Source organism: Microcystis sp. M_OC_Ca_00000000_C217Col (genome assembly GCF_007095585.1).
Classification (GTDB): domain Bacteria; phylum Cyanobacteriota; class Cyanobacteriia; order Cyanobacteriales; family Microcystaceae; genus Microcystis; species Microcystis panniformis.
In genome coordinates, this window is the sequence record NZ_SFBV01000087.1 from 21,843 (window position 1) to 37,901 (window position 16,059).

Here is a 16,059-nt window from a genome sequence, read left to right on the forward strand (position 1 = left end):
TACCCGTAGCCGTCAAGGGAAAATGATAGGCTATGGATGTGAAGACAGTCCCCTCACCCAATGGTGATCCCCATGTTCTCCCCACTTTTTCCGCTTCTACTCCTACTGCTTTCCTTCCTTAGTCTTCTCTGGTATCAAAAGACCGATAATGATATTTTTAAAGCTCTTGCCGTTAGTAGTTTGATTTTTGCAATTATTTGGGGCTTAGTTCTCGTTCACTGGTCAATTCACCTGCTGGGACTGCTGTTATTGTTAAAATTCAGAACCCCCGCTTTCAGCTTGGTGCGCGTGCCTAGATGGTGATGGTTTGACCCTAATCTTCCAACTGTCCGGTAGGTACTTCGATCGCCTGTACATCGATCGTACCGGGAGGGGTGAGAATAATAAACTTACCCCCTGCCACTTTTAATGGTTCACCACAGTTAGGACATTGGCATTCCGTGCGATTAAAACCCGTAAATTCGTAGCTGCAGACGGGACAGCTATCTTCAACTAAATTGCGTCGTAACCACCAGCGAAAAATACCCCAAGCAATCACAGGGGAAATGATTAGGAATGCCACGAGAATTAAAAAACCATTGACTAACCAACCCAGTCCGATCGAGCCTAACAACAATCCGACTAAAATCAAAGATAAGAAACAACCCAAACCAGAATCATTGACAGAATAGCTGCGGAAAAAGTTGTTATTCACGGCTCAACCCTCGATTCATCAAAGCTGCAATTATCTTTAACCTAACACACTCCCAACACATTAAGTAGCTGGTTATAATTAAATTAAAAATGGATTTTAGGTTCGATCCCCCCTGCCCCCCTTGATAAGGGGGGTGCCGATAGGCGGGGGGATCTGATAATTTTTAACGCCTACCTACTTTGACTCACTGGTTCCTCACCCTATTCTGCCTTGGCTTTAGTTTTGAGCGAGATTATCCAGATTGACATCCTCACCAAATCTGCTGGCGAGTGGGTCGTCTGCTCGCTTCAACTTGTTATAATAGGTCGATACCTATCCACCATATCTCTAAAAACCATGAGCGATCCTCGTCTGTCTCTAGTGGCAGCTGCCCGAAGATTTTATCAACTGGGTTGGATGCTTGGCACGGCGGGTAATTTATCCGCTAAAGTTGATGATCATAGTTTTTGGATTACTGCCAGTGGCAAAAGTAAAGGTAAACTCACAGAACAGGATTTTGTGCGCGTGGATCTGACGGGAAAAGTCAGAGAATTAGCTCATCGAGATAATCGTCCTTCGGCCGAAACTAGCATTCATCAGGTGATTTATTGTCTCTTTCCCCAAGCACAAGCTTGTTATCATGTTCACTCGGTAGAAGCGAATTTAGTTTCCCGTTTTGCTCGTGAGGATAAGTTATCGTTACCTCCCTTAGAAATGTTGAAAGGTTTAGGTATTTGGGTAGAAAATCCTCAAGTATTTATGCCGGTTTTTGCTAACTATCTCGATGTGCCGAAAATTGCCGCAGAAATAGAAAGTAGATTCTCAACTTTCCCCCCGGAAATTCCCGCTTTACTGATTTCTTACCATGGTGTGACGGTGTGGGGTGAGTCTCTAGAAACTACCGAGAATTATTTAGAGATAGTTGAGTATATTTTTCGTTATCTAGTGGCAGCCTATCAATTGACATACTCCCACCGTCAAGCTACGCTGTGACGGGGGATTCTTTCCACATCGCTGTTAGAAATTCCTTGTTCAACGAGACAGCTTAGATTCTCAATGTCTCCACTGAAAACCCAGAGACCGGACTCTCCCAAGGCGTTTGGGTCGGTTTCTGTTTGCCCAACAGTACCGTTGAGATGATTTCCCAAATATTGCAACCCTTTTTTAAGAATATTTATTGCTGCATTATGATCCCTATCCAAGACTGTTTTACAATTGGGGCATTGATGAGTTCTAGTGCTTAAGGTTTTTTGAACTCTCGTCCCACAAACTGAACAATCTTGAGTCGTGAAATGGGGAGTAACAGCAATACAAACAATCCGATAAATCTTGGCAAAATAATTCAACCATTCAGTGAATTGATACCAAGAAGCATCAGAAATCGACTTGGCAAGCTGACGATTTTTTACTAAGTTTCTTACCTTTAAAGCTTCATAAACTACCAGATCATTAGACTGGACTAACGCCAAAGCGTCTTTAATTGCTTTGTCTTTACGTTGTCTTGATACTTTCAGGTGAAGCCTAGCTACTTTTATCCGTTGCTTGTGATAGTTTTTAGACTGTTTTTTCCCTTGAAGAAATCGTTTTGATAATCTCCTTTGTGCTTTTTTCAGTCGTTTTTCTGACTTTCGTAAATAACGTGGATTCTCTACAGTATTGCCTTGGGCATCAGTATAAAACTCTTTTAACCCTAAGTCAATTCCTGTTATTTGTCCCGTTGGTTTATGGTATTCTTTCCGTTCTATGTCAATCAAAAACTGGCAATAATAACCATCAGCACGTCTAACAACTCTTACCCGTTTAATCTGTTGCTCTGAATAATAAACTAATGTCTTTTGACTACACCATAAATCAAATTCTCCTGCTTTAAACCCGTCAGTAAATCTGATTTTACGTCGCTCATTAGATAGTTTGTAGCCCGTTAGTTTATACTCAACGGAACGGCTATGCTTTTTGAACCGAGGAAAACCCTTTTTCCCAAGTATCTTAGCATGACAATTCTGATAAAACCTATTAATTGATTGCCAGGCTCTATCAGCAGCCGATTGACGAGCTTGAGAGTTTAATTTATTAACCCATGGTGTCTCTTTATTGTTAGCTAGTACCGCGCAAAGTTTTTGGAGGTCATTACGGGTTGTCCCCTTATTGTCCATCCAATAACGAACACAAGAGTTACGCACAAACTGAGATGTTCTAATTGCTTCATCAAGCCGGTGATATTGCTCTGGTGTTCCGTTTTTTAACTTCGCTTCTACGACTAGCATCTAATAATCCTCGACCATTGGTTAAATTAATTATAACACTAAATCCAGTTATTAAAGACTGATTATCTATTCCTCCTTTTGCCTATTGCAAGAGTGCCTTTTGCCTATCTTCACTAGGAAATTTATTTTGCCTGACTACTGATAACACAGTTTACCGACAGATGGGGGAATTAAACCGATGCTCCGCGGTTGATATTCTGGTCGGATTTCATCCCCCGCAAAGGTGAGTATCTTGTCGAAAAATGTAGCGGGGGCATTCATCCGACATTCTAGGTAAAACCTTGGTAAACCTTAATTTAGACAAGGCAATCAAGAAAAGATTGCCGATATTTTCCAAGGCGCCACCCAGATTCGAACTGGGGGTAAAGGTTTTGCAGACCTCTGCCTTACCACTTGGCGATGGCGCCGATCAAGCAGTATTCATCGTAGCATAACAGATGACAGTTTGCCAAGACTGGAACCCAAGAGTTGAGCGATCGATCTATAATTTATGCAGCAGTTCTCTAATCTAGTGGGGGATTTCAGGCTTAAAAAAGCGATTATGATGAGAAATCAAAGATATTTACTAACTTTTATCGGTTTATTGGCTTTATCCTTGCCAGTACAGGCTAATAATGCCGTTTACCTTAGCCAAAGTTCTAATACTGCCACGACTTTCGATAGTTATCGTCAAGAATGTTTACAAAGAGCGCGGGGGGAAGGATTAGCTGCTGATGTGGCAAAAGACCTATGCGACTGCACGATTAAAAAATTCCAAGCTCGTTACAATCTACAGCAATTCCGCGCCCTCGTGCAGAAGTCGAAAACCGATAAAGCTACCGCTAGAACTTTAGCGAGTGTGGGAGAAGCTTGTTTTGATGAGATTTTGTACGAATAGCAGGGATAGGGATTTTTTTAGCTAAGTAGGTAGGCGTTAAAAATTATCAGATCCCCCCGCCTATCGGCACCCCCCTTATCAAGGGGGGCAGGGGGGATCGAACCTAAAATCCATTTCTAATTTAATTATAACCAGCTACTTATGACATTGACACTCCCTGCTACCCGCTCTGGCGCTCATAGACAGTCTTAACAAGTAATTTAGATAGTAAACAGCTTATTTTGGAGTATCAAGACGATTATCAATAGCGATAATTTCTGTCTCAAATTCTTTAGGAATGCCTCCCAATCATTAATAATTTCAGGTGTATTATACTAAATCCTGTTTTAAAAGTATAGGAGGGTAGGGAGTGGGGAATTAGGTAAGTAAGGAGTGGGTTTTTAAAGTTCGATTGGCAGTTAATCGCACTATTAAAAACAGATTTGGTATTATTATCTATCTAAGTAGGTAGGCGTTAAAAATTATCAGATGCCTCCTTATTAAGGGGGATCCCCCCGCCTATCGGCACCCCCCTTATCAAGGGGGGCAGGGGGGATCGAACCTAAAATCCATTTTTAATCTGTATAATCGGAATGACTGACCCCGCTTTTCATCTGAACTATGCCTATTCCAGATTTTCAATCGATTATGTTGCCGCTATTAAAAATACTTGCAGATGGCAAAGTTTATAAATATCGAGAAATTTTTGAAGCCTTGGTCAGAGAGTTTCAAGTCACGGAAGCGGAAAGAAAAGAAATGCTTCCCAGTGGACAACAAGAAATTTTTGCTAATCGAGTCGGTTGGGCAAAAACCTATTTAAAGAAAGCGGGATTAATTGAGTCACCCCAAAGGGCAACTTTTGTAATTTCTGAGAAAGGAAAAGAAATCTTATCTCAAAATCTAGACCATATCGATACAAAATTTCTCAGGCAATTTCCTGAGTTTCAAGAATTTACTAGAGTCAATAAGCAAAATGAAACTATTACTCTTGAAAGCAATTTATCAACTTCTGATCAAGAACAAAACCCAGAGGAATTACTAGAAAACTCCTATCAAGAAATTCGTCAAGCATTAGCGACAGACTTACTTTCTATTCTGCGAAAATTATCCCCAGATGCTTTTGAAAAATTAGTAGTAGAATTACTGGTAAAAATGGGTTATGGTGGCTCGATTAGAGATGCAGGTAAAGCAGTGGGTAAGAGCGGTGATCAAGGGATTGATGGAATAATAAAAGAAGATAGACTCGGTTTAGATATAATCTATATTCAAGCCAAAAGATGGGCTGATAATAATGCCGTTGGTCGTCCAGAAATCCAGAAATTTGTCGGGGCATTAGCAGGACAAGGAGCCAAAAAAGGTATTTTTATCACTACTTCCTATTTTACCCAAGAGGCTTTAGAATATGCCCCCAGAAATGAGATAAAAATAGTGCTGATTGATGGGGAAGAATTAGGTCAATTGATGATCGATTATAATTTAGGTGTATCGACCAAAGAAATCTATGAAATCAAGAGAATCGATCATGATTATTTTGGGGATGAATAATAACGTAGGTTGGGTTGAAGCATGAAACCCAACGCCCGCATAGTTTACGCTACCGCTAACTCATCCTACAAATAATTGTGCCTCCCTACTTATAACTTAGGTGTATCGACCCAAAAAATCTATGAAATCAAGAGAATTGATCATGATTATTTTGGGGATGAATGAGAGAGAGAGGAGGACAAGGGTTACAGAAAACGGCCATGGCGTTAAAATAGATGGGAAAAATAGAGGATAAAAACTATGGACGGGATGACCTTTTTTCAGAAAAGTGCGGGACAGTGGAAATCTCAGCGCACCACCCATCATTTACCCTTTCGACGCTCAGAAACCGGCGATTCCGAGATTTATGTGGAAGCTTTAAGCGCCGATAACCCGAAAATTATCGCTATCTGTGAAATGCACGAAGTCGATCCCGCTAAGACTGTGGGGGGGGCCTTTGTCAGTTGGGATGGTTCGATGCAGTGGGACAAAGAAGACGAAAATCATCAAGGAACCACCGTTTTTGCGCTAATTCCCGATGAAGATAATCCCCAAGCGGGTGTTCTCCTGCGGGAGCGAGGTTATGCGGAAATCATTCCCGTGGCGGGCCGTTATCACATTGATGAACAGGAAGGTTTAGTCTTAATTACAGAATACGAAACTATGACCTCGATCGAGCGTTTTTGGTTTGCCGATGCCGATTTACGTCTCCGCACTAGCACAGTTCAACGTTTTGGCGGTTTTAATACGGCCACTTTCTGTGCTGAATCCCGTAATCAGTCATCGGAGTCAGTCTCTAGTGATTCCCCCGAACCTTCATCCTATTCGATTAGTGGCTGGTAAATTCAGTTATCAGTTATCAGTTATCAGTTATCAGTCATCAGCTTTTTTCTCCCCTCTCCCTGCTCCGGCACTCCCCAACACCCCGGATGGTAAGCAAGTTTTCTTAACAATTGTAAGAATTTTTAATATTTCTTTTCTAGTTGGCACCTACTCCCTTATCATTAGGAGGAAAGTTTTTTAAGCATTTCTAAGGATACGGAGGTTTACCCTTGGCCATTCCTCTTTTAAATTACGCCCCCAAGTCCCAAAACGTGCGGGTAGCTGGTTATGATGTCGGTGGAGACGAAAAACCGAAAGTTTACACGACGGAAAATGTCCTCTCCCCTACCGACCTGGACGATTTAATCGAAGCCGCTTACCGTCAGATTTTCTTCCATGCCTTCAAATGGGATCGGGAACCCTTCCTCGAATCCCAATTACGCAATGGACAATTATCGGTGCGGGATTTCATTCGTGGTTTACTGTTATCGAAAACCTTCTATAACAGCTTCTACGAGAAAAACAGCAACTATCGCTTTGTCGAACAGGTAGTACAAAGAGTCCTCGGTCGCGATGTCTATAGCGAAAGAGAAAAAATTGCTTGGTCGATTGTCGTTGCCACCAAAGGGATTCAAGGTTTTGTCGATCAACTTCTCAACAGTGACGAGTATCTGCAAAGCTTTGGTTATGATACTGTTCCCTACCAACGTCGTCGCACCCTAGCCAGCCGCGACATCGGTGAACGTCCATTCAACATCACCTCGCCTCGCTACGATGGCTACTATCGTGGTATTTTGGGCTTCCCCCAAATCGTTTGGCAGAATGCTGTCCGTCGCTATGTTCCCCAAGAGCAAAAACCCAAAGCCGGCGATCCTTCCAGCTTCTTGGCTATGGCCCGGGGTCTCGGTAGTGCCAAAGGCAATCCTGTACCAAGAGTCTCCGCTATGAATATTAACATCGAGGCTTCTGTACCCCGTCGTTAATTTTTAGCTAAACCTACCGGGGAGAGTCCCTAATTGGCAGAATGACCCCTGAACCATAATCAGGTTATCCTGTGAATTGGTGGCTCTCCCTATGGGGTTGCTCCTGAAATAATCCCCCCACCGAGGACGATTTCCCCTTCATAAATCACGGCTGCTTGGCCTGGGGTGATACTAAATTGTGGTTCATCGAAAACCAGCTTCACTTGATTATTTTCTAGGGGGATAACATTGACGGGAACGGCTGGAGAACGATAACGGACCTGTACTTGCGCGCGGATAGGGGTGGTGGGTTGAGCAATAGAAACCCAGTTCATCCGTCCGACAAGACAAGCGGCACTAACGGCACTTTCGCGATTACCGACGATAACCCGATTCATGACCGGATCAAGTTTGACCACATAGAGAGGTTCGGCGGCGGCGATGCCGATGCCTTTGCGTTGTCCGATTAAGTGAAAGATAGGAAAAGGTAGTGTTGGGTTTCGTTGCCTCAACCCAACCGACAAGATCGGTGTACTGCTACGCAGTGCCTTCGGCATCGCACTATACAATTTGTGTTAATCTTATTTTTGTACCAGATCTAAAACATTGCGTTTGGAGAAACCCCAGACAGAAATAACAGCGATCGCACCAATCATATCATAACCCATTCAGGCAAAACCCATAGGACACCTTCCAGTAATCGCTTACTCTGCTTCTCCAACTAATATAAATCCAGCCCAGTTAACGGGTTCAGGGTGTTGTTTCATAATAGTTAACATTGCTTGTTGTAAAGCTTGGGCTTTATTGGGTTTAGTTTTAAGATTGTTGTAAAATTCGATCATTAAATCAGAAGTTGCTGCATCGGGAACAGACCATAAAGAAACAACTACACTTTTGACTCCTGCTGCCATAAAAGGTCTTGCTATACCTACAACTCCATCACTGGTAATATCTCCTAATCCTGTATCACAAGCACTTAAAACAACTAAATTAGCGCGTAAGTGCATCCTATAGATTTCTTGACCTAAAAAGCCAGATTGTTCGTCAGCAGGGGCTAGAGCGATAGCTTGATCATTACCATGCGTTGCTAAGTGAATAATATCAGCGTTAGGCATTTGTCCGGTGACATTTTGTATATTCGCTTGTTCACCAATTAGGGGTTGAGTTCCTAAAAAATTAGAGATAACTTGTGCTTCTTTTTCTGTTCCTGGTAAAGCAGGAAGTTGTTGACCATTTTCCATTTTAGGCATGGTAGGATTCCCAACAATTAGAGCATTTGAGGTAAGATTTAGGGTATTGTTGCTAGATTCTTGATCAATTCGTTGTAGGGTTTGAATAGAGGGATAAATCTGGATTGGATGCTTTTCTATTAGATATTTTCCATCAGCAGTTTTTAAGGCAGCAAAAGGAACTCTAAAGAGTTCTCGATCAGGGATAAAAATAACTGATTCTTCTGGATTTTTGGGTAAGAATTGAGCAATTGGATTAATGAGAATCTGAGATAATCTGTCTAAGCATTGGGTTTGATCTTTACAGATTGTTGCTGTCACAGCATTAGATAGGGTATCTCGATTATTACTTCTGACAGTTGCAAAAGTTTGTTGAGTGAGTTGGACTAAACTTTTATTGTCAATATTCAAGGAAGGGGTTTGATTTTGTTGAAAGAATAAGAAAGAAGATGTTAAACCACTAGCTACAATTCCTACAATCATTAAGGGTTTACGATGACGTAATAAGAAGTAACTTAAGGAAATTCCTATAAGTAAAATTCCCCAAGGAATCAACAATTTAGAATTAATAGAAGAATTAGAATTGAGATTAATACCTCTTGTGAATGATTCTACCTGAGTTTGTGGGGAGTTAATTGATGGTTGAGAAAGATCAACTTGAGAAAAATAAATTTCACCACTAGGTTGAATTGCCCAGATATAAATTTGAGATGAGTAATCTGCTTTTGCGCTAACAGATTTACTAGGACTCTCAAGCCAAGAATATTTAACTATCGTCGCATTTTTCTTTCTGGCAAGTTGCTGAATTTCTGAAATAGTTATAGATGTATCATTTGATTTAGAGATTAAATAGGAAAGAATGCGAGTTCTTCCCATTTCTGCCAACTCTAGAGCTTCATTATATTTACCTTGTTTCACCTTCAATTCTTGTAATCCATAAGGGTAGAAAGAAAGTTCATCAACTAAATTTCCCTCTGTCATACCTCCCTCAATGTACGGTGGTTTTAAAAAGCTAACTGTTTGTTCCCAAGAGATTTCATCATTTTTCTTTGCTTCTATAAATGATTTTTCTGCTTCCTGCAAATTTCCCTGACGAAGTAAAGCAAATGCTATCCCTTCATGTATTGAAGATACTATCCCATGAAATTGACTCGTTAATGCTTGTTGGTTTGATGATACATTATCTAATGCCTGTTGGTAATATTTGATTGACTCTTGATAGTTCCCTAGCTTCAAATAAATTGTTCCTAGACGCATTAATAATAAATATGAAAATTTAAAATTTGTTTCTTTTGGTAATCCCGATAGATGACCAACTTTAGAAAATTCAAGACCTTTGTTTAAATAATTAATTGCATTGTCATATTCTCCCGCACCTATGTAAGCTTCAGCAAGTTGAGCAAAAGGATCATTTATTCCTAATTCTCCTAAAAATTCTCCTTGTTCTATATTAGATTGTTCAGATTCTAATTCCTTCTTACAAGCATTAACTGCTCTTTTCCAATCTTCAGCAATTTGATAAACTGTGCATATTTTACCCCATTCAATTTTTCCGTCATTTTTTTCTAAAAATTCCTCGATTTTTGGCATATCTTCAATAATAGCTTGTTTATCCGCTTCCGAAAGAGTATTACCATACTGTACTAAGTTTTCAGGAAGAAAAACTAAATAATGGGCTTGTTCTAAAGTTAGAGGCTTACCATTGATAGGACGATCTGGATTATTTACATAAAAATCTGCTGCTAAAACTGAGGAAATACCTAAACGATTGAAATTGCCATAATGAAAAGGATTAAAGAGACTTGACGTTAGAGCAATAATTAGAGTAGTCGCTAATTGAGATAGTTTCATGATTACCTCTAGAAAATTAACTAAATTGTATATATAGAGCATGATAATTTAGATAATGATTCAGACAAAATTTTATCTGATCATATTAATATGATCAGATAAAATTTTGTTTTTTGAGTCTAAAACGCTGCACCATTGTTTGGATTAGATGGCTGTTTTGGGGATTTTTCTACTTTCAAAACCTCAGATAAATCATAAAAAACTTGCTGCTTTTTACCAGAATTTTTAGAATCATTTACTCCTCTAGTTAAGGGTGTATTGTTATCAGGTGCTTGACGAATTTCCATAAGATCATCTAATACTGCATAAGGCTCATCCTTAGTTTCCAAAGTAAAGAGTAAATCATCTTGATCACAAGTAGCACTTTTGGATTTTACTCCACAGACAACGGGAACTTCTCGATCATTAATCCAACTTGCTACGGTAGCTGTGACATACTGTAGTCCATCCCGATCATAAATATCTTGGAATCGTCTAGAAACTTGATCACATCGTTTTCGAGGATTCCATTGATTACCAAAATAATAATTATCTGGTTTCCAAATAATTATAGTAAAATCTCTGTCTGAATTTGGATTATGGACAATAGTAGCTGGCACATTTTTACCTAAATATCGAGCATTTCCACAAAAAAACTTAGATTTTGTTGCAGCATTAGAATTTCCTTGACATCCTGAGGTCAGCATTAGCAAACCAAATAAAAGTGAGACTGCTATTCCCGAAGTATGACGCTTCATAAATCTTACTTACTCCTGTTAAACTTGTTCCTATTACCTTTATAGCTTAAAAAGCAGGTTGATGTTGTGTCTCATTGTTTTGTTGTCTCTCAGATAAATTGATCACCCCAATACCAATTACTCCTCCTAAAAGTAACATTAAAATTAGGGGAATAACGGCAATTTTACCCCCTTTATTTGGTATAGATGAAGAATGAGACATAGAAACTGTTGGCACCATGGTGGGGGAGACTCCCTGTAAACCTTGAATTGCTTGCAAAGCTTCTGTAGCTGAGGGATAGCGTTGTTGAAAATCTGGATGACTCATTTTAACTAAAATATCAGTAAATTTAGGTGTTGTTTTGACTTTATTTTGCCAATGTATTTCTCCTGTTTGACTATCAACTAATTGGGTAGGATAATATCCCGTTAACATCTGAATAGCAATCATTCCCACAGAATAAATATCACTGCTAAAGGTAGGTTTTCCTAGATTTTGTTCATTTGACATATATCCTGGTGTTCCTATTCCAATTGTCTTAGGTTGGTTTTGAGGATTACTTAAATTAATAATCTGTTTTACCGCACCAAAATCAATTAAAATAATTTTATTATCTCCTTTGCGTCTAATTAAGTTATCAGGTTTAATATCCCGATGAATAACGTTATGCTGATGTACAAAAGCTAAAGTTGATAATACATCTTCTAAAAATTCAATTACTGCTATTTCTTCCCATTGTTTCCCTAGTATAGTTTCCTCACCTAAAGGATGTCCCTCAATATATTCTTGAACGAGATAAAATTGATTATTTTCAGAAAAATGGGCAAATAATTGGGGGATTTGAGCGTGTTTTCCCAATTGATAAAGACTTCTTGCTTCTGTATCAAATAAACGCATTGCTATTTGCCAAGATTGGGGATCAGATTGGGGTTTAAGTTGCTTGACAACACACCAAGGATGATCTGGTAATTGGGTATCTTTAGCTAGAAAAGTTTCACCAAATCCACCAGAAGCAAGCGATCGCACAATTTGATAACGATGGACTAATAAATTCACCCTTATCTTACCTGCTGATAAATAGCGGTTATTATAGCATTGATTGATCCCCCCTAGTCCCCCTTAAAAAGGGGGGAACCGGATTCAAAGTCCCCCTTTTTAAGGGCGATCGCAGATATTGTATATACTTTAGACGTTCATAATCTGAGATTTATTAAACTTCTGAAATCGTAGAGTGAGCAACGAATCCAGTTCTTTTTTATGTTTCAGATGGACATCATTCAGACATTCATAAATAGCTGAAGAAAAGTCAGAAAAGTTTTCATAATATTTACCATAACCCAAAGCTGGCGATCCTTCCAGCTTCTTGGCTATGGCCCGGGGTCTCGGTAGCGCCAAAGGCAATCCTGTACCAAGAGTCTCCGCTATGAATATTAACATCGAGGCTTCTGTACCCCGTCGTTAATTTTTAGCTAAATCTGCTGGGGAGAGTCCCTAATTGGCAGAATGACCCCTGAACCATAATCAGGTTATTTTGTGAATTGGTGGCTCTCCATTAGGGGTTGCTCCTGAAATAATCCCCCCACCGAGAACGATTTCCCCTTCATAAATTACGGCTGCTTGGCCCGGGGTGATGCTAAATTGTGGTTCATCAAAAACCAGTTTCACTTGATTATTTTCTAGGGGAATAACATTGACGGGAACGGCCGGAGAACGATAACGTACCTGTACTTGAGCGCGGATAGGGGTGGTGGGTTCGGCAATAGAAACCCAGTTCATCCGTCCGACAAGACAAGCGGCACTAACGGCACTGGCGCGATTACCGACGATAACCCAATTCATGACGGGATCGAGTTTTACCACATAGAGAGGTTCGGCGGCGGCGATGCCGATGCCTTTGCGTTGTCCGATCGTATAATGATGGATACCGCTATGTTTACCCAAAACTTTGCCATCGAGATCGACGATATCGCCCTCACTAACCGCGATATACTTATCCAAGAACGATCGCATCGTTCCGTGAGCTTCAATCAAGCATAAATCCTGACTATCGGGTTTATCTGCTGTTTTTAAGCCGAATTCCTGGGCAATCCTGCGGGTTTCTGCCTTGGTTTGTTCGCCCAAGGGAAATAAAGTCCGACGCAGTACATCTTGAGTTAGATCATAGAGAAAATAGGATTGATCTTTATTTTTATCCACGGCGCGCAGCAGTTGATAACGGTTATTTTCCGGAGAAAAACGAATTCTAGCGTAGTGACCGGTGGCAATAGTGTCCGTTTGCAAGGTTTCCCTAGCATAATGCAGCATCGGGCCAAATTTTACCGCTTTATTGCACTGAGAACAGGGCAGCGGTGTGATTCCCGCTTCGTAACCAGAAACCAGATAATCAATAATTTCTTTTTGGAAAAGCTCGCGACTATCGACGATATGATGGGGAACCCCCAACTGCTCACAAATAAAGGCCGCATCCACCATTCCCTCGGAGCAGCATTGACCTTTACCCTTCATTAACCACAGGGTCAAGCCAATAACATCATAACCTTGAGCGTGTAAGGCGGCAGCGGCAACAGAGCTATCTACTCCCCCCGATAGACCGACAACAACTTTTCCCATAAACCTTGTAATGATTTTTAACCAATATACTTTCTAGACTAGCATCTCCTCCTTTAAAATTTGGACATGGTGTACCCAAATTTCGTGTGAGGACAAACCAGCATGATGAGAACAAACCTACTGTTTTTCTCGGCTTTATTTTGGTTAAAAGTCGGGATAATCGCTCAAGCAACGCTACTGCTAAAAGCAAACTTATCTTTTGCCCAGAATCTTTATCCCGGTCGTCGTTTGCCCCCACCGCCGGCGGTGAGACAACCAACTAAACGTTCAGACAGTCCCAGTGCTGTTAATTGTTCCCAATGTCCACCCTTAAATTTGCCCCCAGTTAATTCTCCTTCAGTTCGTCCTCTGGTGGCGGACCCAGTTTCCGGTAATCAACCCCTGAGAGAATACGTTTTTCAAGCTCCCGCTACCGTGCGTCCTGCCGATGCTACGCTGGTTAATAATCATAATCGTCAAACTGTCAATCCACCTGCTCCCACACCGCAAAATCGCACCAATAAACCCCCTTCTCCCCCACCACAGCAGCGGGTTATTGCGACTAATCAACTCTTTCGGGTTGAAGTTAGGAGTAATAGTACAGAAGCGTTGGCAAAAATTCAAGAAATTGAACCCCTCGCATTTATCCGCGCGGGAGAAAATGTTATTCAAGCGGGGTTATTTCAGCAACAATACCAAGCTAAACAACGGGTACAAGAGTTGACTAAACAGGGTTTTAGCGCTCAGATTATTACCCTCAATAATTAGGGTTTGCGGCAAAAAGTCTGTTGGTGGGGTGTAGGGTGTGGGGTGTAGGGTGTGGGGTGTAGGGTTTTATTCCCCCCCGTTCACTCCAATGGCTGACACTTTTTGATATCAAAAAAGTCTAAAAGTTTTATCGAACAAGGTTTTTAGATTTATTCAGCAAACCCTAATTAGGGTCTGCTGAATAAGTACGGGCGAAGCATTCGGATAGAAAATCTACGGTTTCACCGATAGGTTATTGCCCGAATGCTTCGCCCCTACAGGACGGGGGACGATGAAGACGCAAGGTTTTGAAGCAGGATTCTCTCAAAATCTGGCACCTGTTTCGCCAGAAAAGCCACAAAACCCTTACCTTGCCTACATTTCACATTTATTCAGCAAACCCTAATTAGGCAATAAGTCTCTAGGATTTCAGCTAATCTCGATCGAATCTCTTGCCTTTTGCCTATCCTAACTAGGAAGTTAACTTTACCTTATTACTTAGCACACAGAGTTAATTTTGTCAAGCAAAATTCTGACCGCATCGATCATCACATCCGGTTGATCCATCCAGACAAAATGACCACTTTTATCCGCTTGTATTTCCATAAAATCTTTGGATAACTTGCCTAATTCTAGGTGCATCTCCTCCCGGAGTTGGTTGGCACTTTTGAGGGGAATAAAGCGAGTCCAAAGGGAAGGTTTAAAAAAAGAATTAGCTTTAATACTAACTATCGGTAAATTACCGAAATTGTTAGCCTCACTTACCTGACGAGCGCTTTGGTCGAGATTAAGCATTTCTCTACTCATCGTCATCCAGTGTTTAGCGCGACAGAAAGAACGCTTAACTCGATCACAAGAATCCGGGGAAAAGCGACGCAATTCTGGTTTTAATAATTCAAAAACTCCCATAACTCTCAAAACTCGGATAATGCCTAAAATTGAGCCAATAATCGACATCAAAAATCCAGAGATGAAAAATAATTTTAATGCCTTTAATGCTGGCGACATTTTCAGCATTCCTTTGTCGTGTAAACCATCTGTGAGTACCAAACCTACTACTTTTTCTGGGAACAGATGAGCATACAGTCGAACATTATAACTGCCAAAAGAATCACCAACTAAAATATAAGGTGGTTCTATTTTTGCTTGGGTTAGTAATTTATCTAATTCCTGAACAATTTGGTAGCTAGTTCGGGGATATGGACTAGGATCACTCCAACCATAACCGGCTCGATCATAAATACAAACCCTAGCTAATTGTGACAATTCTTCTATCAAAAAATATCCCTCAATTCCCCCTAAACTATGGTCAATAATAATAGTGGGACTAGCCTCTCCTGCTAGACAAAAATGTAGGCGATATTTACCCAGATTAATCAAATTACCCGGAGGTGCTTTTTGTTCTTCTAACCAAACAGATAACGTCTGATAAACTGTCGTCGCTATTAGGATAATTACCCGAATTGATAAAGACATAACTAGACCTCTTGTAAAAATCAAAAATTCTCGTGGTTGCTGGAGAATTAAGAATGATTAAGTAGCTGGTTATAATTAAATTAAAAATGAATTTTAGGTTCGATCCCCCCTGCCCCCCTTGATAAGGGGGGTGCCGATCCCCCCTTAGTCCCCCCTTGTTGACATCCTCGCCGCCGTAAAACGGACGGCGATTCCTCACCACGCCACTTTTTTAGGGTGGTCGCGTCAACGGGGTTGACGCAGATAGCGAAAAACGCTTAATTGCTTAAGTCTGACTCTTTCGACCCGTCCGTTTTGAGTGTCCGGATGCCGGACGGCCACTTTGAACAAGTCGAAAAAATCTCATGTT

At 40.7% G+C, this 16,059-nt stretch carries 14 protein-coding genes, 1 tRNA gene and 3 pseudogenes; 8 read left to right on the forward strand and 10 right to left on the reverse strand.

The genetic code is table 11. From position 1 onward, the window contains the following. The first annotated feature begins 60 nt into the window (after positions 1-60). Positions 61-303, forward strand: coding sequence for a hypothetical protein (locus EWV66_RS04870; RefSeq protein WP_002738501.1), 243 nt, complete (start codon positions 61-63; stop codon positions 301-303). Positions 304-313: 10 nt separating this feature from the next. Here EWV66_RS04870 and EWV66_RS04875 read toward each other — a convergent pair whose 3' ends face one another. Further along, on the reverse strand, positions 314-694 hold the full coding sequence (locus EWV66_RS04875; protein WP_002760482.1) for a hypothetical protein: 381 nt from the start codon (positions 692-694) through the stop codon (positions 314-316). 336 nt (positions 695-1,030) lie between these two features. On the opposite strand from EWV66_RS04875, the gene mtnB reads away from it, so the two are divergent. Next, on the forward strand, positions 1,031-1,666 hold the full coding sequence (gene mtnB / locus EWV66_RS04880; protein WP_052276878.1) for a methylthioribulose 1-phosphate dehydratase: 636 nt from the start codon (positions 1,031-1,033) through the stop codon (positions 1,664-1,666). Here the strand turns inward: mtnB and EWV66_RS04885 are convergent. Next, entirely contained in the window at positions 1,651-2,937 is a 1,287-nt protein-coding gene (locus EWV66_RS04885; protein ID WP_052276879.1) for an RNA-guided endonuclease InsQ/TnpB family protein, read from the reverse strand. The two genes, mtnB and EWV66_RS04885, sit on opposite strands and share 16 nt — an antisense overlap. Positions 2,938-3,273: 336 nt before the next feature. Next, positions 3,274-3,344 (reverse strand) — tRNA-Cys (locus tag EWV66_RS04890). A gap of 134 nt (positions 3,345-3,478) precedes the next feature. On the opposite strand from EWV66_RS04890, the gene EWV66_RS04895 reads away from it, so the two are divergent. The 4 genes from EWV66_RS04895 to EWV66_RS04910 all read left to right on the forward strand — a co-directional run bounded on the left by EWV66_RS04895 (position 3,479) and on the right by EWV66_RS04910 (position 7,122). Continuing rightward, positions 3,479-3,814, forward strand: coding sequence for a hypothetical protein (locus EWV66_RS04895; RefSeq protein ID WP_052278473.1), 336 nt, complete (start codon positions 3,479-3,481; stop codon positions 3,812-3,814). Positions 3,815-4,414: 600 nt separating this feature from the next. Next, complete coding sequence (locus tag EWV66_RS04900; RefSeq protein WP_185237222.1) at positions 4,415-5,338, forward strand: restriction endonuclease; 924 nt, start codon at positions 4,415-4,417, stop codon at positions 5,336-5,338. Positions 5,339-5,578: 240 nt separating this feature from the next. After that, a complete protein-coding gene (locus EWV66_RS04905; protein WP_002803416.1) occupies positions 5,579-6,160 on the forward strand; it encodes a phycobiliprotein lyase in 582 nt (193 codons plus the stop codon). 209 nt (positions 6,161-6,369) lie between these two features. Beyond that, positions 6,370-7,122, forward strand: coding sequence for a phycobilisome rod-core linker polypeptide (locus EWV66_RS04910; protein ID WP_016515545.1), 753 nt, complete (start codon positions 6,370-6,372; stop codon positions 7,120-7,122). Positions 7,123-7,211: 89 nt separating this feature from the next. On the opposite strand, the pseudogene EWV66_RS04915 reads toward EWV66_RS04910, so the two are convergent. The 5 genes and pseudogenes from EWV66_RS04915 to EWV66_RS04935 form a co-directional block, all read right to left on the reverse strand. Further along, positions 7,212-7,574, reverse strand: a pseudogene (locus EWV66_RS04915) (aminomethyltransferase beta-barrel domain-containing protein); the annotation flags it as partial. Positions 7,575-7,805: 231 nt separating this feature from the next. Continuing rightward, positions 7,806-10,181, reverse strand: coding sequence for a CHAT domain-containing protein (locus EWV66_RS04920; RefSeq protein ID WP_287109135.1), 2,376 nt, complete (start codon positions 10,179-10,181; stop codon positions 7,806-7,808). A 119-nt stretch (positions 10,182-10,300) separates the two neighbouring features. Then, positions 10,301-10,918, reverse strand: a complete 618-nt coding sequence (locus EWV66_RS04925) for a COP23 domain-containing protein (RefSeq protein ID WP_159294159.1) — start codon at positions 10,916-10,918, stop codon at positions 10,301-10,303. Positions 10,919-10,964: 46 nt separating this feature from the next. Beyond that, the gene (locus tag EWV66_RS04930; protein ID WP_287109138.1) at positions 10,965-11,954 is read right to left on the reverse strand and encodes a serine/threonine-protein kinase; all 990 of its coding nucleotides are present in this window, start codon (positions 11,952-11,954) and stop codon (positions 10,965-10,967) included. A gap of 129 nt (positions 11,955-12,083) precedes the next feature. Beyond that, positions 12,084-12,233: pseudogene (locus EWV66_RS04935) on the reverse strand (IS630 family transposase); the annotation flags it as partial. A 1-nt stretch (position 12,234) separates the two neighbouring features. On the opposite strand from EWV66_RS04935, the pseudogene EWV66_RS04940 reads away from it, so the two are divergent. Beyond that, positions 12,235-12,360, forward strand: a pseudogene (locus EWV66_RS04940) (phycobilisome rod-core linker polypeptide); the annotation flags it as partial. Positions 12,361-12,419: 59 nt separating this feature from the next. On the opposite strand, the gene mnmA reads toward EWV66_RS04940, so the two are convergent. Beyond that, a complete protein-coding gene (gene mnmA / locus EWV66_RS04945) occupies positions 12,420-13,508 on the reverse strand; it encodes a tRNA 2-thiouridine(34) synthase MnmA (RefSeq protein WP_287109140.1) in 1,089 nt (362 codons plus the stop codon). 102 nt (positions 13,509-13,610) lie between these two features. Here mnmA and EWV66_RS04950 point away from each other — a divergent pair, with 102 nt between their 5' ends. After that, complete coding sequence (locus EWV66_RS04950; RefSeq protein WP_287109142.1) at positions 13,611-14,255, forward strand: hypothetical protein; 645 nt, start codon at positions 13,611-13,613, stop codon at positions 14,253-14,255. Positions 14,256-14,732: 477 nt separating this feature from the next. On the opposite strand, the gene EWV66_RS04955 is transcribed toward EWV66_RS04950, so the two are convergent. After that, the gene (locus EWV66_RS04955) at positions 14,733-15,710 is read right to left on the reverse strand and encodes an alpha/beta fold hydrolase (protein WP_287109143.1); all 978 of its coding nucleotides are present in this window, start codon (positions 15,708-15,710) and stop codon (positions 14,733-14,735) included. Positions 15,711-16,059: the final 349 nt, after the last annotated feature.